This window comes from Bacillus sp. D7-8, from assembly GCF_052055895.1.
In the GTDB taxonomy this organism is placed as follows: Bacteria; Bacillota; Bacilli; order Bacillales; family Bacillaceae; genus Bacillus; species Bacillus velezensis.
In genome coordinates this window covers 1,238,429-1,259,510 of the sequence record NZ_CP179922.1, presented here as the reverse complement: position 1 = coordinate 1,259,510, position 21,082 = coordinate 1,238,429, and the positions used below count along the sequence as shown (strand labels likewise).

Below are 21,082 nucleotides of genomic sequence, written 5' to 3'. Positions count from 1 at the left end.
TATCTCATATTGTCTTTATGTCTTTACATGATAACATGCCAATTAAAGGAGGAACGGGAATGAAAGCATATCGCTGGATGAGTCTGCATTTTTTTAGTTTTTTTATGACATGGGGTGTTTTTCTGCCCTATTGGACGGGATGGATGGTGCATATAAAAGGGGTTTCCGTATCCGAAGCCAGTTTCATTATGAGCCTGGGCTTGGCGGCAAGAGGGATTTCCACATTATTATTCTTCCCTTATTTATCAGGAAAATTCAGCAGCAAAGCCTTATTAAACGGCGCCAGAATCGGGACGCTTCTCGCACTTTTATGTTATATTCCCGCTGATTCTTTTCAAAGCCTGCTTCTTGTCACATTAGTGCTGCATGTGTTTTACCCTGCTTTAATGCCTGCTTTAGACAGCGCTTGCGGCGTCCTTGTACAGCATAACGAATTAAAGGCCTATGGGACAAGCCGACAGTGGGGGTCCGCGGGTTTTGTTTCAGCCGGCGTCATCCTGTCCGTCTTTACAGGTATATTCGGAGATCAAGCGATTTTATGGGCACTGCTTTTGGGCACCCTGATATTCGCATGCCTCAGCTTTATGCATGCGCCAGCTGTTCTTTCAAAACGGCCGGAAACAGACCGCGCAAGAAAAGAGGGCATGTTTGCCTTATTCCGCATCAAATATTTCGGTCTGGTGCTCGCAATCGTTATCTTACTGCAGGCGGCACATGCATCTTACTACAATTACGGTTATCTCTTTTTGCAGGAAATCGATGCCCCCGCATATGCCATCGGAATCATTATCAACATCGCCGTTATCGCGGAGATTATCTTCTTTGCAATCGCTGACCGATACTTTCATCAATTTACGGCAGGCTCTTTGCTCGCCTTGGCGGCGCTTGGTGCTACCGTACGCTGGATACTCGTATTTGCATTTCCGCATGTCATCATTTTCTGTATTGCGCAGACGCTGCATGCCTGTTCATTCGCGATGGGACACTATGCATTTATGAAATACTTAATTAAAAATATTTCACCCGCGCAAATCCCGAAAGCCCAAGGCATATATTCAGCGCTTGCTCTCAGCTGGAGCACTGCGGTATTTACTATTTTCGGAGGTTTTTTATATGAAATTGAACCCCGGTATGCCTTTATCGGAATGATTGTTTGTACGATCCCATCCATGCTACTCGCCCTTTTATACAGAAAACTTGAAATGAAAAAGAGAGTTTTTGCAGGAAACGCACAAGATATATAGCCATCGCTTTATAGACGATCACATGTCCCGCTGTCATTTTGACCGATTTGCGAATGCTGTGCGATGTATTTTCTCTATATTTAAAGTATTTCCTTCATATATGATGAAATCAAAAACAGCGGTATAACCTGCTCAGTTGGTTAATGAAGGGAATCCATTCAGAAACTTGGACAGAATCCGTGAATATAATGATACAGTACTGCTTACGCTCATTTCGGGGAATTTTGTTCGTAATAAAAAGATTTTCAGCCAACTCATAAGGAGGGACATTGTGTCACAGCCTAATTTGCCCAATATCACCCCTGTCGTTACACTTTCCAGAGACGATACCATTAACCTTCTTCTTTCGTCAATTGCTATGGAAGAGCTGGGAATGGCACATATTCTGAATGCGGAAGGGGAAAAAATCCAATACGCGCTCGGAACGATTCCCGGATTAACAGGGCCCCCGTCAAGTCTTGCGGATATTCTTAACCTGAATGAGAGCGTCCGTGATACGCTTGACAGCTTAATGAAACAGGAGCTTCTTCTCGGTTCAAAATTGGACAGTATCTCAAATATCCCTACACTGGCGGGACCGACTGGTGCTACGGGGCCGACGGGACCTACGGGAGCAGTCGGACCGGCCGGAGCGACGGGGCCAACCGGAGCGATCGGACCTACGGGGGCCACCGGTGCGGGTCTTCAAGGGATTGTTGCTTTTAATCCGCTGATTGCTCCCACTTACACAACCGGACAGGTTGTCTTGTATAACGGAAGCTCTTACGTCGCAAACGTAAACAGCCCGGCGGGAACCCCTGGAGCCTCAGCTGACTATACACTTTTAGCTGCGGCGGGAATCACCGGCGTTACTGGCGACACCGGACCGACTGGAAGCACTGGCGCTACTGGAGTTACCGGACCGACCGGAAGCACTGGCGCTACTGGCGGCACCGGACCGACCGGAAGCACCGGAACAAGTCTGACAGCAACTTCCGGCTATGCGAGCAATACGGGCGGCGGTGTTGTCGCAGTTATTAACGGCGGCACGGCCATTCCCTTACCGAATGAACAAAACCTCTCAGCGGATATTACCGCTAATGCCGCAAATACTGTATTCACCGTTGCTCCGGCAGGACGGTACTATATTTCCTACCATATTAATTTAACGGCCGGCCTGCTTGTAAGTTCGCGTATTTTAATCAACGGCACTCCTCCTGCAAGTTCGATTATCGCCCCGGTCGCGTCTTTGGCAAACTTTAATAACTCCTTTATTGTGACTTTGCCAGCAGGCAGCACCATCCAGCTTCAGCTGTTCGGATTATTGGGTGCGGCCACATTGCTCGGAGGAAGCGCCGGTGCAGCTTTAAACATTATTCGATTATCTTAATGGAACATGCAAGAAAAGGATCAGGCGTTTGTCCGCTGATCCTTTTTTAATTGAGACAGAAGCTCTTGTGCGGGTTTAAATTGAGGATTGAACTTCACCGATTTTTTGGCGTAAGCGATGGCCGTCATATCATGGTTTAATGCAGCATGGCATTTCGCCATATAATAAAAGGCTCTGAAATCGGCGGCACCTTTTAAAATGAAGTGACCAGCGTTTTCTCCTTCAACCTGCGTTCCGTTTTCAAATGCTTTGATTGCCGCTCTGTACTTTTCCAAATGATATAATACAAGGCCTTTATAATAATGAAGATTGCTGTAATCAGGATATAGCTTGAGCACTTTTTCAATCCCTTGTTCGGCTTCTTCATACCGTTTGAGCTCAAGCAATATTGTATATTTCAAATAATACAGTAGAGACGGAGGCATTCGTTTTTCGCTTAAAAATTGAAAAATTGAGCCGTTGACAAGATGTAATGCTTTTTCATAGTCTTTGATTCTGTAGCATTCACTTGCCAAATGATAGACAAGCCACGGATCAGGATTTTCCTCTGAAAGCTCTTCATTTAAAATGCTGATATTCCGTTTATGTTTTTGCTTGATCTTTTCTTCCTGCTCCAAGTAGCCGTAGTGATGAATCACACATGGGAGCGTGAAAAAAGCATTGTTTTCTTCCTCATTGGAAGCCGAGATATTCTCGTGAATTCTGCCTTGATACAGAAGGCCTTTATGATTGCGGAACAGTCTCGGCTGCATGCTTTCAAACGCTTCGTTTTCATCGAGCTGCTTCCCCGTATAATTGATGATTTTCAAAAGGCCCCGGCTCGGTAATCCGTCATGAAGCAGCGAAGTTAAAAAGCGGCCCGTCTCCTGATCGAGCTCTTCATCCGCGTCAAGCACTAAAATCCAATCTCCTTCGGCATGCTGCAGGGCGTAATTTCTGGCCTTTGCGAAATCATTCTCCCATTCGAAATCAAACACTCTTGCCTGAAAGCTTTTGCATATATCTTTTGTATTATCTTGTGATCCGGTGTCTGCGATGACGATCTCATCAGCGATGTCTTGTACACTTGATAAACAACGGGAGATGTATCTCTCCTCGTTTTTCACAATCATGCAAAGAGTCAGTTTACATTCAGCATTTCCGCTCATTTTCTCACCTTTCCCGATTTTGGAGTTGTTGATTGAACCAAGGCCGTTCAGGAGTGCCGTTCATCGTGATGATGACAGGACGCACCCATCTGACGGCAGGTTCGGCAGTTTCCGTATTCCATTCCTGAAGCTGCCTGACAGCCCGCTTCGTAATCGGATGCGCCCGGAATTCGCGCGGGCTTTCAGAAATGAATTTTTTCGTTCGTTCCGTAACTGTCTTCATTTCAAGAAAGTGCCGCTCATACATCTGCTTCTGCTCTTCTTCCAAGCTGATCATTAAAAACAGACGGCCGCCTGTTTCCATCTGCCAGCGGCACAATGCGGAGAACAGCCTGATTTCTTCTTTGTAATTTGAACCCCTTCTTTTATCCACGGTCACAGATAATATATGTAACAGCGCCATCGTGAGACAATGCAAGGCTTCAAAAGATGCCTGTTTCGCTTTTGAGATGCTTGGATACGGCATATGCTTCACCCGTCTCTTTTTTTATGAACGCTCCCCGCCTTTTTTCTTCCAACCGCAGTCCTCACAATCCCCGCACTCACAGCAGCCAATGCGGCCGTAAAACAGGCCGTCACACGGATCTTCCGGATCACTGGGATCGTCCGGATTCCACGGGTCATCAGGATCGCCTGGATCACTCGGATTGCTCGGGTCGTCCGGATTCCACGGGTCATCAGGATCGCCCGGATCACTCGGATTACTTGGATCATCCGGATTCCACGGGTCATCAGGATCGCCCGGATTACTCGGATTGCTTGGGTCGTCCTGGTCCATACAGGCTTCAGAATCCTGTAAGAAGATAATGTCCTCAAGCTTCGTCTGCAAAAGGAGTTGTGATTTCATGACGGTGCGCAGGAGCCGTTCAGTGCTTCTATTGATTGATGACAATTCCTCCAAGGAGGGATCGCCGGAAGCGCCGAGAAACATTTGAATCCTTTCCGCTTCCGCCTGCAGAATATGGGATAGTCCGATTTCTTCCATAGCCACGGATGAAAGAAGGAGGTTCAGGGTCTCACATCTGGAGAGTGTAATGTCGGGGGTGATGTTCGGTATGTTTGGAAGAGACATCGATTTCTCCCTCTTTTCTCTTGGTGTTATTATGCAAAAGTGCTATATCGTATTCTTATTCCGGGAGAGAAGAGATCATTACTGATGTTTTCGTTAATAAAATATCCCGGATATAAAATCCGGGATATTCGTTCGTTGATTTATTTTAATTCAAGTTTGACGTCTACATTTCCTCTTGTTGCTTTTGAATACGGACAGAACTCGTGAGCGGCATGCACAAGCTTCTCCGCCGTTTCTTTGTCAAGATCTTTTGTATCAATGACGAGCGTTACGCCGATTTTGTAACCTCCGTCACTCTCATCTTTTAAAAGGCTGACCTGTCCTTCAATTTCAGAGGTCATGTCGATTTTTTGTTTTTGGGCGGCGAGCTCAAGCGCTCCCCCGAAGCAGGCAGCATATCCTGCCGCAAAGAGCTGTTCAGGGTTTGTGCCGGTTTCTCCGTCTTTTTTTGCATTCGGCATGATGATGTCAAAATCCAGCACCCCGTCTTCGGATTTAATATGTCCTGCTCGTCCGCCGACTGCGGTCGCTTTTGAAGTAAATAATGCCATTATTATCAGCCTCCTCATTGTACTTACTGTATATATTGCCCCTGCTCATATTTTTAAACATGAGGAATAGGAAATGGACTGTTTTTCGGCTACAATAGGGGTAACGTTAACAAACAAAGAGTTGGTGAAAGAAGTAATGGCAGAAAAAGATTTTGAACATATGAAACTGGAGAATCAGCTTTGTTTTTTGCTGTACGCAAGCTCAAGAGAAATGACGAAACGGTACAAACCGCTGCTTGATAAGCTCAACGTAACTTATCCCCAATATTTGGCGCTGCTTTTATTATGGGAGCACGAAGAACTGAATGTGAAACGGATGGGTGAGCTTTTGTACCTGGATTCCGGAACGCTGACACCGATGCTGAAACGGATGGAGCAGCACGGAATCATCATGAGAAAGCGGTCGGCTGAAGACGAGCGATCCGTGACGATCAGGCTCACAGATGAAGGACGGGCCTTGCAGAAGACAGCGGCGGATATCCCCATTGCCATGCTGGAACAGACGGGACGGTCAAAAGAGGAATTAAAGCAGTTAAAGCAGTCGCTTTATGAGGTTTTGAATACGCTGCACGGCAAAAAATAAGGATGCCCCGAATGGGCATCCTTATTTTTATTCTGCTGCCAGAAGCTTCACTTCAATATTTCCCGCTGTCGCTTTTGAATAAGGGCAGACACCGTGCGCTTTTTGGATAAGGGCTTCAAGCTCCTGTTTATCAATGCCGGATGCTTTGACCTCAAGCGTAACGCCTAGTTTATATCCTTGGTCTTCTTCATCTTTCAGCAGACTGACATGCGCAGTGACCTCTGTTTCAATACTCAGACGCTCTTTTCTCGCTACGAGCTGAAGAGCGCTGTCAAAGCAGGCTGAATATCCTGCGGCAAACAGCTGTTCAGGGTTTGTGGCATGTTCGAGCCGTTTTGCTCTTGGCGTTCCCGGCATAGCAACATCAAGATTCAGCACTCCGTCAGAAGACGTGACTTTCCCTTCACGTCCGCCGGCGGCTGATACGGTTGCAGTAAATAATGGTTTTGTCATGTGAATTCACCTCTATTATATTGTGTACAATTTAATTTTACACAATATAATACGAACCGTCAATCTTTCCGATAAAAAAAGCCTACCCTTTTTGAAGGATAAGCTTAAAAGATTATACGCGGATTTGTCCGTTTCCTTTGATGATGATTTTTGTAGATGTTAACGCCGGAAGCCCCATCGGCCCTCTCGCGTGAAGCTTTTGCGTGCTGATGCCGATTTCGGCTCCGTATCCGAATTCAAAACCGTCCGTAAACCGGGTTGAAGCATTATGATACACGGCGGCGGCGTCAACGGCGGTCTGGAAGTAAGCCGCATGCTCGGCGTTCTCCGTCAGAATGGCTTCTGAATGGTTTGTGCCGTACTGCTGAATGTGGCGGACCGCCTCCTGTACGTCCTGCACCGTTTTCACACTGAGAATCGGCGCCAGGTACTCCGCTCCCCAATCGGCTTCTTCTGCTTGTTTCGCTTGAGGCTCCAGTCTGCAAATCACCTGGTCTCCTCGGAGCTCCACCCCTTTTTCTGTCAGCTGATTCAGCAGCTTTCGTCCGTGTTCTTCGGCCCATTTTTCATGAATCAAAAGAGATTCAATCGCGTTGCAGACCGAAGGACGCTGTGTTTTGGCATTGATGACGACCTCGCTTGCCATTTGAGGATCTGCTGACTCATCTATGTACACGTGGCAATTGCCCGCTCCGGTTTCTAAAACGGGTACGGTTGATTCCCTGACCACTAGATCAATTAAATTTTTACCGCCGCGCGGGATCAATACATCCAGCCCGTCATTTAATGTAAAGAGCTGTTTGGCGGTTTCTTTGCTTGTATCTTCTATGAGCTGAACGGCATCAATCGGAAGCTTTGACAGCCCCAGTGCGCGTTTCATCACACTGACAAGCGCTATGTTGCTGTGGATGGCGGAAGAACTTCCTCTGAGCACAACCGCGTTTCCGGTTTTCAGACAGAGTGTGGCCGCGTCTACGGTAACGTTCGGTCTGGCCTCATAGATCATGCCCACTACTCCAAGGGGCACGCGGATTTTTTCAATGGATAATCCATTCTCTTTTTGAATGGTCTCCAGCGATTCACCGACGGGATCTTCAAGACCGATTAATAGTTCCACGGCGTCCGCGATATCGAGCAGGCGTTTTTCATCAAGAGTCAGCCTGTCAATAATGTCAGGTGTCAGTCCTCTGTTCCGTCCCGCTTCAATATCTTTCTGATTCTCTGTTAAAATCAGCCGGCGTTCATTTCTGAGTCCGTCTGCAATACATTGAAGCGCTTCGTTTTTTTCAGCCGTCGTTTTCATGACCATTTCGGCAGCCGCTTCTTTTGCCAAGGCTGCTTTTTGCAATACTTCACTCATTTGTGTTCCCCCTCGTCAAATAAATTCACCCAATCATCTCTGTGAATCACTTCCACCTGCTTCGTTCCTGAAAGCTGGTCGCTCCGCTTCCCTTTGACTTCTAAAATTTCATCGGATGAGTACTGCGTCTGCCCTTTGCCGATAATGCCGCCGGGCCCTTTGACTTCCACTACGGCCCCTTTCGGAAAACTGCCGCAGACATCGGCGACGCCGGCCGGGAGGAGACTTGACCCGTTATGGATCATCGCCTGCTCCGCTCCCCCATCAATGATGATTTCCCCTGATATCGGAGAATGAAACATGATCCATTGCCGTGTATTATTCACTGAGGACAGGTCTTTATCGCCGATATATGTGCCGTCGCCTTTTCCGTCTAAAATCACCATCAGTTTTTCCCGTCCGGAGCCGGTTCCGATAAATACCTTTACCCCGAGCGACAATGCGGTCTGGGCGGCGAGAAGTTTTGACTTCATGCCTCCGGTGCCGACCTTTGAGCCTGCTGATCCGGCATATCCGAGCAATTCTGGTGTGATGTCATTCAGATAGTCGAACCGCTTTGCGTCCGGGTTTTCATTCGGATTGGCATCGTACAGCCCGTTAATGTCTGTGAGAATCATTAATTGGTCTGCATGAATCAAACCGCTTACAAGCGCCGACAGCATGTCGTTATCACCGAACGTCAGCTCTTCGACTGATGTGGAATCATTTTCATTAATAATCGGCACGACTCCCCGCTCCAACAGTTCCATTACAGTGGCATAGGCATTTCTGTACCGCTCTCTTTTTGAGAAATCATTTCTTGTTAATAAAATTTGTGCCGGCGTCAGACCGTATCTTTTTAAATGGTCCATATATTGCTGCATTAAAAGTGTCTGGCCGACTGCGGCAGCTGCCTGCTTTCCTTTTATCGTAACGGGTCGCGACGGATAGCCGAGAGCGGAAAAACCCGCTGCCACCGCGCCTGAGGTAATGAGGATCACTTCATGCCCGTTTTCTTTTAATAAAGAAATGGCTTCCGTATGTTCCTTGATTTTTGCTTCATCAATACTTCCGTTACTGTTGGTGAGCGAGCTGCTCCCGATTTTCACAACAATTCTTTGTTTTTTCATCGTTTCTCCTCCGTGGCAATCAATCCAAACCGGCTCTCATCAATAAAAAAAGCCCATTCCGTCCTGAAAAATAAGGACGAAATGGGCTTTCCGTGGTACCACCTTGTTTGAACGCGTTTTTCACGCGTCCCGCTTTCCTGTAACGCCAGGTTATCGCGCCTGAGTTTTCCCCTCAGGACTCCAAGGCAGGTTCGGCAGGTTTCATGCGGCAAAATGTTTCAGCGGGCCATTTTGCTCTCTGTCACAGAAAGTTCTGCGTACTGATCCTCTTCAACGCTCAATGATTTTTTTATATTATGCAAAGAAAACAGGTTCTTGTCAAGACATTTTCATCCATAAAAAACAGTCCGCCTCCCCGGCGGACCGCCATTAATTAAATACGATCGTTTTGTTTCCGTGAACGATGACGCGGTCTTCCAGATGCCATTTTACGGCTCTTGCCAACACGCTCCGCTCAATCGTTCTGCCGATATTCTTCAGATCCTCTGCGTGATCTCTGTGATCGACGCGTTCAATATCCTGTTCAATAATAGGCCCTTCATCAAGATCGTCCGTCACATAGTGAGAGGTCGCGCCGATTAATTTCACTCCGCGCTCATAAGCCCGTTTATACGGATTAGCGCCGATAAAGGCCGGCAGAAATGAATGGTGGATGTTAATAATCCGATTCGGATGGGCAGATACAAAATCAGACGTCAAAATCTGCATGTAGCGGGCAAGAACGATCACATCAATCTTATACCGCTCCAGCAGCTCAAGCTGGCGCCGCTCCACTTCGGCGCGGATGTCTTTGTTAGCTTTCATGTAATGGAACGGAATATTCAGCGGTTCGACCACTTCTTTGGCCTCTTCGTGGTTGCTGATAACGACCGCAATTTCGGCCATCATATTGCCGCTTTGCCATTCCCAAATCAGTTCATGAAGGCAGTGCAGCTCCTTCGATACAAAGATCGCCACCCGCTTCAGCTCACTTGCCAGAGACAGGCTCCATGTCATGCCGAATGTCTGGGCGATTGAGGCGAACGCCTGCTGTAAGTCCTCTTTTTTCTCACGAATGCCCTTGCAGTCGAATTCGATCCTAAGAAAAAACCGTCCGCCTTCAGGGTCAGTCGTGTATTGATTTGATTCAATAATGTTTGCGCCATGTTCAAACAAAAACGCCGACACGGCCGATACAATTCCCGGCTGGTCGGGGCAGCTGACAAGCAGGCGCCCTTTTTCCTCATTCCCGCGGCGGTATTCTTTCAGCCGCTGTGTCATATATGAATTCATCTGTTTTAATCCCTCGTATCTTCATAATTCGTAACTTACTAATAGATTATACTGAAGATTTGATAAAAATCAATTTACGAAAGAATTTTCAGCCCTACGGCAGCGCATAAAATAAGCGCAATGAAAAAGATGCGCTTCGCATCCTTCTGCTCGCCGTAGAAAAGAATGCCGGCTAATGCGCCGCCCGCCGTGCCGATACCGGTCCAGATCGCATAGGCCGTGCCCATCGCGATCGTCTCCATCGCATAAGAAAGCAGGGAAAAAGAAGCCGCAAATCCGGCGATAATGAAAAGAATCCATTTGACTTTCTTTTCTTTTTGAAATTGATTCATTAAAATGACCCCGAGCATTTCACAAAGACCCGCGGCTATCAGGCTGATCCAATGCATTACGCCTTCTCCTCCTTCGTCTCAGGCTTATCCTGTGTGACCAGCTTTAATCCGATGACACCGATCAGCAAAACGCCGATCAGCACGATTTTCACCGGATCGGCTTGCTCTTTGAAAAGCAGGATTTCACTGAGCACGGTGCCCGCTGTCCCGAGTCCGGTAAAGACCGCATATACCGTTCCTACGGGCAGGCTGTCTGTCGCCTTGATTAATAGATAAAAACTGACGATGATTCCCACAATCGTGCCGCTCCACGCCAGTGCCGAATCAGCATGTTTCAGGCCGGTGACCCATACCACTTCAAATACGGCCGCTATGACCACTAAACCCCATTTCATGTTCTTCACCCTTTCTGTATCCGGACAATACAAAAAAGCCCGGATAGTCGTCTCACATGAGATTGACTCTCCCGGGCTTTTTTCCCTCCGTGTGCATATGCGGGATATGTCCGCATATGTGTTTTCTCTCGGACCAGGCCATGTATGAACATGCGGAACCCTAGAAAACATGTCTGTTCGTATCATACTACATTTCGCCGAAACGTTCAACGTCAGATGTGATGTCAAAAACCGTCAGCTGCCTCTCCCATTTGGTAACGGTCTCACCGGGCACCATACCGATTTTTTCCGCGACACGGACGGAGGCAGCGTTTTCCGGATCAATCAGCGCCGCTATGCGTCCATATTGCTGCGTATGAAAACCGTAGTCCAGACAAGCGTTCGCCGCCTCTGTCGCATAGCCGCAGCCCCAGCGGCGGCGGGCAAACATATAGCCGATTTCCATCAAAGTGTTTCCGTTTACCGTCTGCGGAACGATTCCGCATTGACCGAGAAATGCGCCCGTCTCTTTATCCTCTGCGATCCAAAGACTGACGCCGTATCCTGCGGCCAATCGTTTGTTCCAGGCAATCCATTCCTTCGTTTCCCGTCTGCTTTTAAGAGAAGGATAATATTTCATGACCTCTCTGTCGGTAAACAGCCCGTACAAATTTTCTTCATCGTCATCCCGCATAGTCCGCAGACGGATACGCCCGGTTGTCAGGATGGTGCCGGAAGACTTATGTTTCATCATGCACGCCACGTCTCCTTTCCCTGTAATAGATTATGGATCCTGCAGGAAAAGTCCTTTCTCAGCATAAAAAAACCGCTTTTTAAAAAAGCGGTTTGACGATTACCAAGGTTTATCTGTTCCGAGCGCCTCGGCCAGGGCCTTGCTGTGTTTTAAGCGGTTTTTTCGTTCTCCGGCGCGCTGAACGGCCGTATTGTGAAGCATGATTTCTTCCTCGGTTTCCGGCACGATCCGCGGAACGGGTACCGATTTCCCGTTTGAATCAAGCGCGACAAAGGTCAGAAACGACGTTGCCGCAAGCTCGCGTTCGCCCGTCATCAGATGTTCTTTAATGACTTTGACAAACACCTCCATAGACGATGTGCCGACCCATGTGACGTAAGATTCAAGGCATACGGAATCCTGTTGGCCGATGGGGCGCAAAAAATCCACAGAATCCATTGAGGCCGTGACTGTTTCACACCGGCAGTGGCGGGCCGCGGAAATTGAAGCGATATCATCAATGTAGCTCATCAGCTTTCCGCCAAACAGCGTATTGTGATTATTCGTATCAAGCGGAAAAACCCTGCTTGTTTTAACAACCCTTGTTTCTTTGCAAAATCTTGATTCTGGCAACTTCATATTATTTAAACTCCCCTTTGGTGTCTGGTCGTTTTGACTCATTCATCTGTACCCTATTAAACAATACTTTGATCGTTTTGTCTAAAATTTTAAATATTAAGTTGGTTAGATATTCTCTCATAAATGTTTCATTATTCATCACATCCGGGAATAATAAACGCACATTGAATACCGATAGGAGGATATCACATGGACGTATCCATTCCCAAATCCACGCGGAAACCGGCTTGCCGCAGTGAGTTTGATGCTTTGCAGACAGTCATCTTATGCCGGCCGGAACACATGGCCATCAAGGATATTATTAACGGAACGCAGAAACATTTCAAACAAGAAAATATTAACATACCCGTTGCCCTCAAACAGCATAGTGAGTTTATTGACATTTTAAGATCTCATCAGATTGAAGTCGTCCTGCTGCCTGCCGATCCCGCATTGCCTGAGCAGGTATTCACCCGGGATATCGGATTTGTCTTAGGGGAGACGGCGTTTATTTCAAACATGGCGGCTTCAGTCCGGCAGGGAGAAGAAAAAGTGTTTCAAAACCTGCTTGACAATAAGAAAATCCCCTATACGCGACTGAAAAAAGCGAACATTGAAGGCGGCGACATCTTGATCGCAGACGGCACCATTTACGCCGGGCTGAGCGAGCGCACGGATAAAGCGGCTGTCCGGGAGCTGCGGGAGGCGCTGCCGGAGATGACTGTTGTGCCGATCCCTCTCAAGGAGGATTTCTTACATTTGGACTGTGTATTTAATATGATCTCGGAAACGGAAGCGCTATACTGCAAAAATGGCTTGCGGCAGAAAGAAATTGATCTTCTCGCCGAACGTTTTGAGATGATAGAAGTGCCTGAAGAAGAGCAATTCACGCTCGGCCCGAATATCCTGTCAATCGGCAATCAGACAATTATCAGCCTGCCGCAGCACCGTCATACGAACCGCGAGCTCAGAAAAAGAGGTTATACAGTCATTGAAACCGAGTTTTCCGAAATTATTAAATCAGGCGGTTCCTTCCGCTGCTGCACCTTGCCGCTTGTCAGAACATCTTAAACATTTACAAGGCAGTTTCCTTCAAGATACGTTAATATAGAGAAGACAAGACTCTAAAGGGGGAAACCGAATGGCTAAGTACATAGGATACGCGGGAACATATACAAAAGGCGGAAGCGAAGGCATTTATTGTTTTGAACTTGATACAGAAGCGAAACGGCTCAGCCGTCCGAAGCTGGCAGCAAAGCTCGGCAACCCGACATACGTCACTCCGAATTCTGATAACAGCATGCTGTATTCCATTGAAAAGGCAGACGGAAAAGGCGGCGTCGCAGCCTATCAGATTCATCAGAACAGCGGGGAGTTAACTTTTGTGAACCACCAGCTGATTGAAGGCCCGTCTCCATGCCACGTCAGCATTGATGATAAACATGAATATGTGTTAACCGCTAATTACCACAGCGGAAAAGTGCACGCCTTTCCCGTCAATGAAGACGGAAGTCTGCGGGAGCCGGCTGCCGAAGCCGCTCATACGGGAACAGGTCCTCATGAAAGACAAGAGAAACCGCATACCCATTTCGCAGGCTATACACCTGAGCATAACTACATTGCAGCCGTCGATTTAGGGACGGATACGCTTTATACTTACCAAATGAAAAACGGTTCGCTCACAGAGGTGAAAACTCACTCTTTCGCACCGGGTTCAGGGCCGCGCCACATCGTTTTCCATCCGGCGGAAAAATACGCCTATGTCATGACGGAAATCAGTAATGAAGTCATTGCGCTTGAATACAACCCGACCTTAGGTGAATTCAGAGAGCTGCAGGTCATTTCCGCTTTGCCTGAAGGCTTTACGGACAAATCGCAAGGCAGCGCGATCCGCATATCTAAAGACGGCAGATTTCTTTATGCTGCCAACCGCGGACATGACAGCATCGCCATCTATAAGATCAACCAATATTCCGGCGAATTGTCTCTTATTGAATGGGTGCCGACAGAAGGAAACTGGCCGCGTGATTTCGCGTTTGACCCTTCTGAGACATTCCTTGTCGCGTCAAACGAAGAAACGGGAAATCTGGTTTTGTTTGAACGTGATCCGGAAACGGGCAAATTGACTCTGCTTCAATCTGACATTCCGGTTCCGTATCCGGTCTGCGTGTCATTTCTGCATCAGGTTTAATTAAAAAAGAAAGCTGACTTTATATTGTCAGCTTTCTTTTTTGTATAAATGGCAGGCGACAAAACGCCCCGCCTTCACTTCTTCAAGCTCAGGCGTTATCTTACCGCAGAGCTCCATCGCTTCAGGACACCGCGTCCTGAATACACAGCCGCTCGGCGGGTTAAGGGGGCTCGGCAGCTCCCCTTTCAGAATAATCCGTTCACGCTTGTCCTCAAGAAGCGGATCAGGAATCGGGATTGAGGATAAAAGCGCCTTCGTATAAGGGTGAAGCGGTTCCCGGTAAAGCGCAGCGCTTTCTGTAATTTCCATCATGCGGCCCAAATACATCACGCCGATCCGGTCGCTGATATGCTTGACCATTGATAAATCGTGGGCGATAAATAAAAATGTCAGCCCTTTCTCTTTCTGAAGCCTTTTTAGAAGGTTGACGACCTGAGCCTGTACCGACACATCCAGCGCGGAAATCGGCTCATCCGCCACGATAAATTCGGGATGCAGAGAGAGCGCTCTGGCAATCCCGATTCTCTGCCTCTGTCCGCCGCTGAATTCGTGGGGATACCGGCTGCCGAAATCCGGATGGAGCCCGACAGCTTCAAGCAGTTCATCCGCCATCATTAGACGGGCTTTTCTTGTATTGTAAAGATTGTGGATTTCCATCGGCTCCATAATAATTTCCCTTACGGTCAGGCGCGGATTTAACGAGGCGTAAGGGTCTTGGAAAATCATCTGCAGCTTGCGGAAGAAGACCGACCGCTGTTCTGCCGCGGCACGGTGTATATCCGTCCCTTCATATGATACTGAACCGGCCGTCGGGTCATACAGACGGAGAATAACCCTTCCGAGCGTCGATTTACCGCATCCCGATTCTCCGACGAGTCCGAATGTTTCCCCTCTGTTAATGTGAAAGCTGACACCGTCGACTGCTTTTACGGCTTTCTTTCTTCCCGCGTCAAAATGCATTTTCAGCCCGCTGACTTCAAGGAGCGGAGATGCCGTCATTTTCTATTCCCCCTTTTCGCTTATACAGCGGCGTACGGTGCATAATTCTTTTTCATAGACGGTTCCTTCCAAAGACAGCACTTCGATTGTTTTTCCCGTTTTCGGGGAGTGCAGCATTCGGCCGTCTCCCAGCGCCAAACCGACATGGTGGATCGCGCCTTTTCCTTCTTCATAGGCGAAAAACAAAAGGTCAGCCGGCAGGATATCGTTTACCGCCGCGCTGCACCCGGCTTTTGCTTGGTCCTTTGCATCACGGGGAAGGGTATAGCCGTTTGCTTTAAATATCGAATACATAAACCCGGAACAGTCAAACCCGAAACCGCTCAGTCCTCCCCATAAATACGGAAGCCCGAGAAACATCATGCCCGTTTCGATGACATCGGCCGCCCGTCCTTCCGTATGCCGGCACTCGTCTGCGTCAGCTTCATTTACGAACCTTTCTCCGAGCGGCGTCACCACCCGGAAAAAGCCTTTCTCACGTCCTGATGCCGAAAGACGCGTTAAGAAACTTACTTCCAAGTCTGGTTCGCCATTTGTGTGATATAAAAAAGCTGTCGGTTTGGTAATCCATACGGCGGGGGAAGATGTATGAAAGCCGTCTTTTGAAAGCTGGCTTTTTTTCATCCACCCCGGATATCCGCGCACATCCTTGTTTGAAGGCTGGCCGGGAACGGCGACAAAAGCCCATTCCCCTTCCTCTTTGAGAATGATCACTTCTTCCCCGAAAAGCGCTTGCGTTTGGACAAGGTTGTCTGTGCATAATTGCAGCCGCTCTTCATATCCCATAGACGCTAACCATTTTCTGATCTGCGGCGGGTTTTCAAGCATCGGCGCATCATACGAACGGGGAGATGACGGCAGCGTCCATACGTTGGCTGCTGCCGCTGTAACGGCTGCTCTCATCTTTTCGCCCCCTCTTGTATCGACACACCGGTAATTCCGAGACCCGGTTCGTCGGGAATCGCAATCTGACTGCCGCTGTATGTGATGCCGCCTTGAATCAAATCATCTTTCAGCATAAGCGGCGCATCAAAATCAAACCTTGTCACATTCCGTTTGGCCGCGGCAAAATGAGCCGCGGCGGTGATGCCGAGCTTGGTCTCAATCATGCTGCCGACCATGCATTCCACGCCGCACGTTTCTGCCATCGCATTGATTGTTTCCGCCTGCTTTATGCCGCCCGCTTTCATCAGCTTAATATTAATTAAATCGGCGCTTCTCGTCTGCAGCACGTGAAAGGCCTGACGGGGGGTAAAGACGCTCTCATCCGCCATAATCGGCGTGTCTACGGCATCTGTGACCTGCTTCAGCCCGGCGATATCGTCTTTGTGAACAGGCTGCTCGACCAGCTCAATGCCGAGGCCGGCGTCTTCCATCTTTCGGATCGCGGTCACGGCTTCTTTCGGCGTCCAGCCTTGGTTAGCGTCCAGTCTCAGTTTGACGTTTCCGCCGACACGTGATCTGATCGCCTGAATCCGGGCAACATCGTCCGATATGTCACCTATGCCGACTTTTATCTTTAAAATATGAAATCCTTTGTTCACATAACGGTCTGCATCCCCCGCCATCTCCTCAGGAGAGTTAACGCTGACGGTAAAATCTGTTTCCAGTGTATTCCGATAGCCGCCGAGAAGCCGGTAAAGCGGCTGTCCGTGCATTTGCGCCCATCCGTCATATACAGCCATATCCACCGCGGCTTTTGCGCTTTGATTTCTTTCCAACAGCCGGCTGATATCAAACAAAACAGCTTCCATGCCGGAAATGCCCCGCCCCAAGAGAGCGGGCTTCAGCACATCGTGGACGGCGCTTTCAATACCGTCCGCGCTGTCGCCTGTAATGACAACCGTCGGCGGCGCCTCCCCCCAGCCGGTCAGACCGTTGTCAAAAGTGAGCTTCACAATGACCGATTCAGCATTGTAAACCGTGCGTAAAGCGGTCTTAAACGGCTTTTTCAGCGGCACGGACATCCGTCCCGTTTGAATATCTGTAATCCTCACGCCTGATCACTCCCTTCCGGAAACCCCCGATTCAATCGTTACCGCTTTGGCCGCCGTATCCATAACCGCGCGGGCTCCGATCGGAACGGCGAAGCTCGGTGAACAATGGCCGATTTTAAAGCCTTTGAGCGCGGGCTTCCCTGATTTGACAATGTAATCGTTCAGCACTTGCTCTAAAGTAAGCGACTTTTCTTTATGTTTCGGTTCGCATTGGTGAAAATCACAGACCAGGATTCCGGCTGCGTCTGACAGTTTTCCGGCCATCTTTAATTGATTCAGCATTCTGTCGATTTGATACGGCTCCTCATCAATATCCTCGATAAACAGCAATTTGTCTTTTGTATCAATTTCAAACGGCGTGCCGAGTGTGGACGTAATGAGCGACAGATTGCCGCCCGCAAGCTCTCCCTCGGCCCTTCCGCCTGTCAGCACCTCTAAGGGAGAAATGTCCTCCGTATAGGTGAATTCCGTTTCTGTAAAAAGCTGACGATACGACGCTTTTGTCAGGGGATCAGCATCTTCAAGCCCGACATCGGTGCTCAGCATCGGGCCGTGAAATGTGACGAGCCCCGTATTTTGATGAATGGCGGTATGTAAAAACGTAATATCACTGTATCCCCAGAAAATTTTCGGATTGCGGCGGATTAAGCCGAAATCGATGTCGGCGGCAATGCGGCCCGTGCCGAATCCTCCGCACGCGCATATCACCGCTTTGACATTCTGATCACTAAACATGTCATGGAGATCATCGAGGCGCGCCCGGTCCTCTCCCGCCAAATAGCCGTGACGGGTCTTCAGCGCCCGGCCGAGTTTCACTTGAAGGCCAAGCTCATTCTCTAAAAACAGCAGCGCGGTTTGCAGCGTCCCGCTCTCTGGCGGGCTTGCGGGCGCAATCACACCGACCGTGTCGCCTTTTTGCAGTGCTTTCGGTTTATGGTTCATGACTTTTTCAATCTCCTTTCCGGATTGAAAAGTGAAACACGCCGCTCCTTTAACGGCAAAAGAGCGGCGTATGTTTCCGCTGTAAGATCAGGACTTTTCCGCCCACTTCAGATCAATGTAACCGACGGGGTGCCGGACAATGCCCTTCACGCCGCTGTTCTGCAGATGCACCTGATTGTAAAAGTAAATCGGAATGATCGGAGCCTCGTTCATGAGCAGTTTTTCCGCTTTATGCATGAGCGCAAAACGTTTTTTGGCATCGGCTTCCTGTTTTGCCTGCTTGATGTAGCCGTCGTATGCCGCGCTGCCCCAGCCGGTGCGGTTCATGGAATTATCCGTCTGGAAAGCCTCTAGAAAACTGATCGGATCTGCGTAATCCGGTAAAAATGAGCTTTGAGAGAACTGGAACTTCAGTCCTTTCTGCTCTTCTAAAAAGACGTTCCATTCCATATTGGCGAGCTTAACGTCTATACCGAGCACACTTTTGAGCTTCTGCTGAATCGCTTCCGCTATTTTCTTATGCTCCGGTTTTGTGCTGTATGTCAATGTAACGGCGGGCAGCTTGTCATAATGCTCTTCTGCCATGCCTTTTTCCAGCAGTTTTTTGGCTTCTGATTCATCCGGATTTAATAAACTGCCGCCCGCTTCGCGGAAATCTTTCCCGTCAGGCTGAGTAAATCCCGGGGATACAAAGGCATGTGCCGGCTTTTCACTGTTTTTGGTCACATAATCCGTGATTTCTTTCTGATCAATCGCTGCCGCGAACGCTTTTCTGATCTTTTCATTTTGAAACGGCTCCATTTTTACGTTAAAACGATAGAAATAGAGTCCGGCCTGATCCCACGTGCGGACATTTTTTCCTCCCATCAGCTGCTCGCTCAGCTCTGCCGGCACAAAGGCGGTATCCAAATCCCCCGACTGGAACATCTGATAGTCGGTATTCCGGTCACTGACCATCGCCCATGTGACTTTATCCAGTTTCACCGTCTTTTTATCCCAATACGTCTCGTTTTTGACCATCGTCATGCTGTCGTCATGCTTCCATTCCGTCAGTTTGAACGGCCCGTTGCCGACAAAGGTTTTTGCTTCAGTGAACCATTTCGGATCAGCCTTGGCGACCTTCTCATTAATCGGGAAATACGCCGGATTGGACACGACGCTCAGAAAATAATCCTGCGGTGCCGCCAATGTGACGACAAGCGTTTTTTTATCTTTTGCCGTGACTTTCACGTCTTCTTGTTTGCCTTTTCCGCTGTTAAATTCTTCCCCGCCTTTGATCATATAGCCGAGAAAAGCGGAAGATGCGCCCGTTTTCGGATCGAGCATCCGTTTCCAGGCGTACACGAAGTCTTCCGCCGTAACGGGATCGCCATTTGTCCATTCGGCGTTATCCCGGATATTGAAGGTATATGTCAGCTTATCAGCGGACACCTTCCAGCTTTCCGCCATGGCCGGTTCGGGCTTATTATCTTTTCCGAGCCTCGTCAATCCTTCCATGATGTTATTCAGCGGCTGCCAGGAAACATTATTAAATCCGATCGGCGGATCAAGTGAGGTCGGCTCATTTTCGTTATTGAGCCGCAGCACCGTTTCACCCCCCTGTTCTTTTGCTTTTCCGGGTTCTGTCCCCGCCTGTTCATTGGCTGTACAGCCCATCAGAGCAAACGAAACAACAGCAATCACACCGATCGCCCATCTCTTTTTCATTTCAATCCCCCTTTTTCCTCTGCTGCCGTCAGCTGCTGCTTCAGCCGCTCTGCACGGTGATCCTGAAGCCAGCAGTTGACGATATGGCTTTTGGATTTCACGGTTGTTGCCGGGTATACCTTTTCACAGACGATCATCCTGTCCGGGCAGCGGGCGGCAAACGGGCAGCCCGGCGGCGGATCGAATAAATCAGGCGGCGTCCCGTCAATCGGCGACAGCTCACTATCCTCCATATCCAGCCGCGGCACTGAACGAAGCAGCCCCTTTGTGTATGGATGAGCCGGACGGTAAAAAATATCATGCCTCGTGCCGATTTCGGCGATTTTCCCCGCATACATGACGGCGACTCTGTCGGCGGTCTGAGCGACGACGCCGAGATCGTGTGTGATCAGAATAATAGACACGCCTGTTTTTCTTTGAATCTTCTTAAATAATTCAAGGATTTGTGCTTGAATCGTCACATCAAGAGCCGTTGTCGGTTCATCGGCGATCATAATTTCCGGCTCGCAGATCAGAGCCATCGCGATCACGATCCGCTGCCGCATGCCCCCGCTTAATTGGTGGGGGTACTGCTTCAGGCGGGATTTCGAGTCCGGGATACCGACCAGATCCAGCATGGCGAGAACTTCGGATTCAGCTTGTTTTCTTGTCATGGCGCGGTGTTCCAACAGCGCTTCTGAGAGCTGATTCCCTATGGTCAAAGTCGGATTGAGCGCCGTCATCGGGTCCTGAAAGATCATAGAAATATCGCGCCCCCGGATTCCCCGCATTTCCCGATCCGACATTTGGCAAAGGTCTTTCTGTTTAAATTGTATGCTTCCGGATTCAATCTTTGCCGAATGTTTCGGAAGAAGACCCATCACGGCTTGTGACGTCACGCTTTTTCCGCAGCCCGATTCACCGACGATCGCAAACGTTTCACCTTTATATAAATCGAAGCTGACGCCTCTGACGGCTTTTACAGTGCCTCCGTATGTTGAAAAAGTAACATGCAGATTTTGAACGGAAAGAACTTGCTGCGCCATTTT

General features: G+C 48.8%; 23 protein-coding genes, 1 riboswitch and 1 other annotated feature. Of the genes, 5 read left to right on the top strand and 18 right to left on the bottom strand.

Going from position 1 to position 21,082, the window contains the following annotated elements; genetic code table 11:
* The first annotated feature begins 59 nt into the window (after positions 1-59).
* Together ACKTRM_RS06625 and ACKTRM_RS06620 are read left to right on the top strand one after the other, a co-directional pair.
* Positions 60-1,244 (top strand): MFS transporter, encoded by a 1,185-nt coding sequence (locus ACKTRM_RS06625; protein WP_012117391.1) that lies wholly within the window; start codon positions 60-62, stop codon positions 1,242-1,244.
* Between the two features lie 271 nt (positions 1,245-1,515).
* Positions 1,516-2,613 carry a BclA C-terminal domain-containing protein gene (locus ACKTRM_RS06620; RefSeq protein WP_012117390.1) on the top strand — a complete coding sequence of 366 codons (1,098 nt, stop codon included), beginning with the start codon at positions 1,516-1,518 and terminating at the stop codon, positions 2,611-2,613.
* A gap of 20 nt (positions 2,614-2,633) precedes the next feature.
* Here ACKTRM_RS06620 and ACKTRM_RS06615 read toward each other — a convergent pair whose 3' ends face one another.
* The 4 genes from ACKTRM_RS06615 to ACKTRM_RS06600 all read right to left on the bottom strand — a co-directional run bounded on the left by ACKTRM_RS06615 (position 2,634) and on the right by ACKTRM_RS06600 (position 5,384).
* Positions 2,634-3,761 carry a glycosyltransferase gene (locus tag ACKTRM_RS06615; RefSeq protein ID WP_012117389.1) on the bottom strand — a complete coding sequence of 376 codons (1,128 nt, stop codon included), beginning with the start codon at positions 3,759-3,761 and terminating at the stop codon, positions 2,634-2,636.
* Positions 3,762-3,765: 4 nt separating this feature from the next.
* Positions 3,766-4,227 carry a hypothetical protein gene (locus ACKTRM_RS06610; RefSeq protein ID WP_012117388.1) on the bottom strand — a complete coding sequence of 154 codons (462 nt, stop codon included), beginning with the start codon at positions 4,225-4,227 and terminating at the stop codon, positions 3,766-3,768.
* A gap of 21 nt (positions 4,228-4,248) precedes the next feature.
* On the bottom strand, positions 4,249-4,833 hold the full coding sequence (locus ACKTRM_RS06605; protein ID WP_012117387.1) for a hypothetical protein: 585 nt from the start codon (positions 4,831-4,833) through the stop codon (positions 4,249-4,251).
* A gap of 140 nt (positions 4,834-4,973) precedes the next feature.
* Complete coding sequence (locus ACKTRM_RS06600) at positions 4,974-5,384, bottom strand: organic hydroperoxide resistance protein (RefSeq protein WP_003154758.1); 411 nt, start codon at positions 5,382-5,384, stop codon at positions 4,974-4,976.
* A 73-nt stretch (positions 5,385-5,457) separates the two neighbouring features.
* Between ACKTRM_RS06600 and ACKTRM_RS06595 the strand changes: the two genes are divergently transcribed.
* Positions 5,458-5,967 carry a MarR family winged helix-turn-helix transcriptional regulator gene (locus ACKTRM_RS06595; protein ID WP_012117386.1) on the top strand — a complete coding sequence of 170 codons (510 nt, stop codon included), beginning with the start codon at positions 5,458-5,460 and terminating at the stop codon, positions 5,965-5,967.
* 27 nt (positions 5,968-5,994) lie between these two features.
* Here the strand turns inward: ACKTRM_RS06595 and ACKTRM_RS06590 are convergent, their stop codons facing one another.
* The 8 genes from ACKTRM_RS06590 to ACKTRM_RS06555 form a co-directional block, all read right to left on the bottom strand.
* Positions 5,995-6,420 carry an organic hydroperoxide resistance protein gene (locus ACKTRM_RS06590; RefSeq protein WP_012117385.1) on the bottom strand — a complete coding sequence of 142 codons (426 nt, stop codon included), beginning with the start codon at positions 6,418-6,420 and terminating at the stop codon, positions 5,995-5,997.
* Between the two features lie 112 nt (positions 6,421-6,532).
* Positions 6,533-7,780 carry a glutamate-5-semialdehyde dehydrogenase gene (proA, locus tag ACKTRM_RS06585; RefSeq protein WP_012117384.1) on the bottom strand — a complete coding sequence of 416 codons (1,248 nt, stop codon included), beginning with the start codon at positions 7,778-7,780 and terminating at the stop codon, positions 6,533-6,535.
* A complete protein-coding gene (proB, locus tag ACKTRM_RS06580) occupies positions 7,777-8,889 on the bottom strand; it encodes a glutamate 5-kinase (RefSeq protein WP_012117383.1) in 1,113 nt (370 codons plus the stop codon). Before proB ends, proA begins: the two co-directional genes overlap by 4 nt.
* A 69-nt stretch (positions 8,890-8,958) precedes the next feature.
* Positions 8,959-9,172: a binding site (T-box leader), on the bottom strand.
* Positions 9,173-9,258: 86 nt separating this feature from the next.
* Positions 9,259-10,161 (bottom strand): formyltetrahydrofolate deformylase, encoded by a 903-nt coding sequence (gene purU / locus ACKTRM_RS06575; RefSeq protein WP_007407234.1) that lies wholly within the window; start codon positions 10,159-10,161, stop codon positions 9,259-9,261.
* 74 nt (positions 10,162-10,235) lie between these two features.
* Complete coding sequence (locus tag ACKTRM_RS06570; RefSeq protein WP_007407235.1) at positions 10,236-10,550, bottom strand: DMT family transporter; 315 nt, start codon at positions 10,548-10,550, stop codon at positions 10,236-10,238.
* Positions 10,550-10,888: a DMT family transporter gene (locus ACKTRM_RS06565; protein ID WP_012117382.1), complete on the bottom strand. Its 339-nt coding sequence runs from the start codon at positions 10,886-10,888 to the stop codon at positions 10,550-10,552. The genes ACKTRM_RS06570 and ACKTRM_RS06565 overlap by 1 nt, the downstream gene beginning before the upstream one ends.
* Before the next feature lie 66 nt (positions 10,889-10,954).
* Positions 10,955-11,063: riboswitch (guanidine-I (ykkC/yxkD leader) on the bottom strand.
* A 12-nt stretch (positions 11,064-11,075) separates the two neighbouring features.
* The gene (locus ACKTRM_RS06560; protein WP_007407237.1) at positions 11,076-11,621 is read right to left on the bottom strand and encodes a GNAT family N-acetyltransferase; all 546 of its coding nucleotides are present in this window, start codon (positions 11,619-11,621) and stop codon (positions 11,076-11,078) included.
* Positions 11,622-11,720: 99 nt separating this feature from the next.
* Complete coding sequence (locus tag ACKTRM_RS06555) at positions 11,721-12,239, bottom strand: acyl-CoA thioesterase (protein WP_003154772.1); 519 nt, start codon at positions 12,237-12,239, stop codon at positions 11,721-11,723.
* A 189-nt stretch (positions 12,240-12,428) separates the two neighbouring features.
* Here ACKTRM_RS06555 and ACKTRM_RS06550 point away from each other — a divergent pair, with 189 nt between their 5' ends.
* Entirely contained in the window at positions 12,429-13,289 is an 861-nt protein-coding gene (locus tag ACKTRM_RS06550; protein ID WP_012117381.1) for a dimethylarginine dimethylaminohydrolase family protein, read from the top strand.
* 70 nt (positions 13,290-13,359) lie between these two features.
* Positions 13,360-14,409 (top strand): lactonase family protein, encoded by a 1,050-nt coding sequence (locus ACKTRM_RS06545; RefSeq protein ID WP_012117380.1) that lies wholly within the window; start codon positions 13,360-13,362, stop codon positions 14,407-14,409.
* 27 nt (positions 14,410-14,436) lie between these two features.
* On the opposite strand, the gene ACKTRM_RS06540 is transcribed toward ACKTRM_RS06545, so the two are convergent.
* The 6 genes from ACKTRM_RS06540 to ACKTRM_RS06515 form a co-directional block, all read right to left on the bottom strand.
* A complete protein-coding gene (locus ACKTRM_RS06540) occupies positions 14,437-15,408 on the bottom strand; it encodes an ABC transporter ATP-binding protein (RefSeq protein WP_012117379.1) in 972 nt (323 codons plus the stop codon).
* Between the two features lie 3 nt (positions 15,409-15,411).
* Positions 15,412-16,311 (bottom strand): C40 family peptidase, encoded by a 900-nt coding sequence (locus tag ACKTRM_RS06535; RefSeq protein ID WP_012117378.1) that lies wholly within the window; start codon positions 16,309-16,311, stop codon positions 15,412-15,414.
* A complete protein-coding gene (locus ACKTRM_RS06530) occupies positions 16,308-17,375 on the bottom strand; it encodes a dipeptide epimerase (protein WP_206761690.1) in 1,068 nt (355 codons plus the stop codon). The genes ACKTRM_RS06535 and ACKTRM_RS06530 overlap by 4 nt, the downstream gene beginning before the upstream one ends.
* 36 nt (positions 17,376-17,411) lie before the next feature.
* Positions 17,412-18,347, bottom strand: coding sequence for a S66 peptidase family protein (locus tag ACKTRM_RS06525; RefSeq protein WP_012117376.1), 936 nt, complete (start codon positions 18,345-18,347; stop codon positions 17,412-17,414).
* A gap of 87 nt (positions 18,348-18,434) precedes the next feature.
* Positions 18,435-20,054 (bottom strand): peptide ABC transporter substrate-binding protein, encoded by a 1,620-nt coding sequence (locus ACKTRM_RS06520; RefSeq protein WP_012117375.1) that lies wholly within the window; start codon positions 20,052-20,054, stop codon positions 18,435-18,437.
* Positions 20,051-21,079, bottom strand: a complete 1,029-nt coding sequence (locus ACKTRM_RS06515) for an ABC transporter ATP-binding protein (RefSeq protein WP_012117374.1) — start codon at positions 21,077-21,079, stop codon at positions 20,051-20,053. The genes ACKTRM_RS06520 and ACKTRM_RS06515 overlap by 4 nt, the downstream gene beginning before the upstream one ends.
* Positions 21,080-21,082 lie beyond the last annotated feature (3 nt).

Bases quoted from the DNA above. Each gene is read 5' to 3' on its own strand.
- ACKTRM_RS06625 (WP_012117391.1), top strand. From the start codon at position 60: ATGAAAGCATATCGCTGGATGAGTCTGCATTTTTTTAGTTTTTTTATG.
- ACKTRM_RS06615 (WP_012117389.1), bottom strand. From the start codon at position 3,761: ATGAGCGGAAATGCTGAATGTAAACTGACTCTTTGCATGATTGTGAAA.
- ACKTRM_RS06610 (WP_012117388.1), bottom strand. From the start codon at position 4,227: ATGCCGTATCCAAGCATCTCAAAAGCGAAACAGGCATCTTTTGAAGCC.
- ACKTRM_RS06605 (WP_012117387.1), bottom strand. From the start codon at position 4,833: ATGTCTCTTCCAAACATACCGAACATCACCCCCGACATTACACTCTCC.
- ACKTRM_RS06600 (WP_003154758.1), bottom strand. From the start codon at position 5,384: ATGGCATTATTTACTTCAAAAGCGACCGCAGTCGGCGGACGAGCAGGA.
- ACKTRM_RS06595 (WP_012117386.1), top strand. From the start codon at position 5,458: ATGGACTGTTTTTCGGCTACAATAGGGGTAACGTTAACAAACAAAGAG.
- ACKTRM_RS06590 (WP_012117385.1), bottom strand. From the start codon at position 6,420: ATGACAAAACCATTATTTACTGCAACCGTATCAGCCGCCGGCGGACGT.
- proA (WP_012117384.1), bottom strand. From the start codon at position 7,780: ATGAGTGAAGTATTGCAAAAAGCAGCCTTGGCAAAAGAAGCGGCTGCC.
- proB (WP_012117383.1), bottom strand. From the start codon at position 8,889: ATGAAAAAACAAAGAATTGTTGTGAAAATCGGGAGCAGCTCGCTCACC.
- purU (WP_007407234.1), bottom strand. From the start codon at position 10,161: ATGAATTCATATATGACACAGCGGCTGAAAGAATACCGCCGCGGGAAT.
- ACKTRM_RS06570 (WP_007407235.1), bottom strand. From the start codon at position 10,550: ATGCATTGGATCAGCCTGATAGCCGCGGGTCTTTGTGAAATGCTCGGG.
- ACKTRM_RS06565 (WP_012117382.1), bottom strand. From the start codon at position 10,888: ATGAAATGGGGTTTAGTGGTCATAGCGGCCGTATTTGAAGTGGTATGG.
- ACKTRM_RS06560 (WP_007407237.1), bottom strand. From the start codon at position 11,621: ATGATGAAACATAAGTCTTCCGGCACCATCCTGACAACCGGGCGTATC.
- ACKTRM_RS06555 (WP_003154772.1), bottom strand. From the start codon at position 12,239: ATGAAGTTGCCAGAATCAAGATTTTGCAAAGAAACAAGGGTTGTTAAA.
- ACKTRM_RS06550 (WP_012117381.1), top strand. From the start codon at position 12,429: ATGGACGTATCCATTCCCAAATCCACGCGGAAACCGGCTTGCCGCAGT.
- ACKTRM_RS06545 (WP_012117380.1), top strand. From the start codon at position 13,360: ATGGCTAAGTACATAGGATACGCGGGAACATATACAAAAGGCGGAAGC.
- ACKTRM_RS06540 (WP_012117379.1), bottom strand. From the start codon at position 15,408: ATGACGGCATCTCCGCTCCTTGAAGTCAGCGGGCTGAAAATGCATTTT.
- ACKTRM_RS06535 (WP_012117378.1), bottom strand. From the start codon at position 16,311: ATGAGAGCAGCCGTTACAGCGGCAGCAGCCAACGTATGGACGCTGCCG.
- ACKTRM_RS06530 (WP_206761690.1), bottom strand. From the start codon at position 17,375: ATGTCCGTGCCGCTGAAAAAGCCGTTTAAGACCGCTTTACGCACGGTT.
- ACKTRM_RS06525 (WP_012117376.1), bottom strand. From the start codon at position 18,347: ATGAACCATAAACCGAAAGCACTGCAAAAAGGCGACACGGTCGGTGTG.
- ACKTRM_RS06520 (WP_012117375.1), bottom strand. From the start codon at position 20,054: ATGAAAAAGAGATGGGCGATCGGTGTGATTGCTGTTGTTTCGTTTGCT.
- ACKTRM_RS06515 (WP_012117374.1), bottom strand. From the start codon at position 21,079: ATGGCGCAGCAAGTTCTTTCCGTTCAAAATCTGCATGTTACTTTTTCA.